At 39.0% G+C, this 2,277-nt stretch carries 3 protein-coding genes and 1 pseudogene; 2 read left to right on the top strand and 2 right to left on the bottom strand.

Annotated elements, in window-relative coordinates; all coding sequences use genetic code 11:
• A partial coding sequence (locus tag QZY09_RS05385; protein ID WP_295669209.1) for a hypothetical protein occupies nt 1-210 on the top strand: 210 nt, incomplete at its 5' end.
• 110 nt (nt 211-320) lie between these two features.
• On the opposite strand, the gene QZY09_RS05380 is transcribed toward QZY09_RS05385, so the two are convergent.
• Together QZY09_RS05380 and QZY09_RS05375 are read right to left on the bottom strand one after the other, a co-directional pair.
• Complete coding sequence (locus tag QZY09_RS05380) at nt 321-944, bottom strand: hypothetical protein (RefSeq protein WP_295669206.1); 624 nt, start codon at nt 942-944, stop codon at nt 321-323.
• A gap of 144 nt (nt 945-1,088) precedes the next feature.
• Entirely contained in the window at nt 1,089-1,292 is a 204-nt protein-coding gene (locus tag QZY09_RS05375) for a hypothetical protein (protein WP_295669203.1), read from the bottom strand.
• 675 nt (nt 1,293-1,967) lie between these two features.
• Here QZY09_RS05375 and QZY09_RS05370 point away from each other — a divergent pair.
• A pseudogene (locus QZY09_RS05370) lies at nt 1,968-2,277 on the top strand (NADP-dependent oxidoreductase); the annotation flags it as partial.

The raw sequence follows: 2,277 nt of genomic DNA, 5'->3' as shown, positions 1-2,277 counted from the left end.
GAGGGTTCTTTCGAGTTTATAACCATGAACCGAGTTACGCTGCAGTTGTTCCAGGTGTATGTGATGCACGAAAATAAAAGATGCCGTTTTCACATGCAGCTAAATGACTCAGGCGTATTTTCCATCACTAACAAGCAGGTTTGCCCGGAAATATTTTACGGGCTTGAAAGTACGCTCAGTGACGCGATTTTGAAACTTGGAAAGGTTTGAAGTTAATTCCCTAAAACCGGCCCAACCGGGTAATTATTTACTTTCACCAAAAAATGTAAAACAGTACTGCATATCATATATACGCTGTACTGTTTTACAAATACGTTTTTCTAAGGCATAGCTGAGTATATATAAAAGCAGAAATTTTCATCACCGTTTACCGGCAAGTAAACGTCTTTAAATATGCCATCAACAAAATGGTTGTAAATAACTTGACCATTTATTATTTGGGCATCAAACAGATCATTTGCCAGCCGGTCCAGGTCATATAATTTTGCAGCGGCTACAATAGCTGCACCATACAGGGTGCCGTTTTCATCCAACCTGTCTATGCGATCTAGGGCAAGCCAAAATAACTCATCATCGATATCAAACCTGGCATCAATAGTAAATACAAACTGTAATAGGCTGACCTGGGTGATATCCTCCAGATTGCTAATTAAGTTCAGATAAAACGAAGGGTTACGAAGTGCACCGCGTGTCACCTCAGCCCAAATAGTTGGGTTGATCTGCTGGGCCTCATGGATATCTGTAAGCATTGGCTTTACGCTCTCAAATAAATATTCACGGGTATTGATTTTAAATGGTTGTTCATTATAAATAACGAACGCTGACTGATTCTCCTCCAGCATTTCAATATGGATCTCTTCGCGGGTGCAGCCCATCAGTTGAATGAATGCTGCGGCGAAAGTGTCAATAGGTATTAATTGAATAGTTTTCTTGATTTTTTTCATGATTTCAGTTGATAACTTTTAAAAGTGTAGGTGATAAACTTTCCAGGTTTAGCTTCTGGAGCAATAAATAAATAAAGTTTATTCCAAATAGCAGGCCGGTATTATTGATGCCAGCCTGCTATTGTAATACTGATCAGAAGAGTACTACCCCGTGTTATCCTTCACAGCGAAGGTAACAGTATGATAGATCTCGTCACCGCTAAGCGTGGCTATGTTAGCGGTGGATGCAATGCTGAACATGAGGCCGGCTCGCTTATTGTTAGGCAGCAATAGGCTCATGTAAAGGTCTAAATAGGTCTTACCATTGGCGTCAATTCGCTCGCGGTAACAATCAAATGATAAACTCATGTTTTGTTGATGATTTTTTGAGAGGTGAATAATTTGTTAATTGGCTGGTGTGGAATGCCGGTAGAGGAGATTACGTAACCCGATAGCAATGATTGGGTTAAGCGCTGAAAACTATTTACCAGGGATGGTAAATATCCAATTTATCAAATCTGAAAAGAAAGGGATTTAAAACAGGCCGGGGGTACACCACAAACCAAAACAGAGTAGGGGGTAGTTAATGAAGACCCCGTGACAGTCTATAAAACACTTTCAAAAAATTTGGATAAAAAAATTTGTTAATCCAGTTATCAAAAAAGCTGTCCCTGAGCAGGCATAACTATATTGAGGATATTGTGTGTGTGGATGGTATGGGTAAGCTGGTGTTGGTAGGTAAAACCATAATCCCTATTTAACAGTTGACAGTGGATAATCGATTGATCCTTTATTAAAAGGAAAGGTATTGGGCCCATAAAAATTGGGGAGGTTATCAGGTCAACCAGACGACATTTAATCCTTATGAAATATTCCCATGATTTGGCTGGTATAAATAACAAAAGGCGATTTGTTGAAAGGCTGATTTTTAAAACGCGAACAAAACAATATTTGGTGGGTGAGGTTATTTAATTACGTCAAAAACTGGCAAATAAAATCAGGAGACTTTAAATTTCTTGTACAATTATTTACAAAAACAAAATAATGAACACAAAACAAATCGTACTTGCATCTAGACCAAAAGGCATGGCTACCGTTGATAATTTCAGATTTGAAAACATCGATTTGCCGGAAATGCAGGTTGGGGATGTGCTCTTGAAAGGCTTATATTATTCAGTCGATCCTTATATGCGCGGTAGGATGAACGATGCAAAATCATACGCTCCTCCTTTTCAAGTTGACCAGAGTATAGAGGGTGGAGTAGTAGCTACAGTGATTGAAAGTAAATCAGATCATTTTAAAGCCGGAGATACAGTTATTGGAGGTTTGCCCTGGCGTGAACAAATTATCGCAT

It is taken from the genome of uncultured Mucilaginibacter sp. (assembly GCF_903913935.1).
In the GTDB taxonomy this organism is placed as follows: Bacteria; Bacteroidota; Bacteroidia; order Sphingobacteriales; family Sphingobacteriaceae; genus Mucilaginibacter.
The sequence above is the reverse complement of the archived record's forward strand: the minus strand, read 5'-3'. Positions and strand labels throughout refer to the sequence as shown.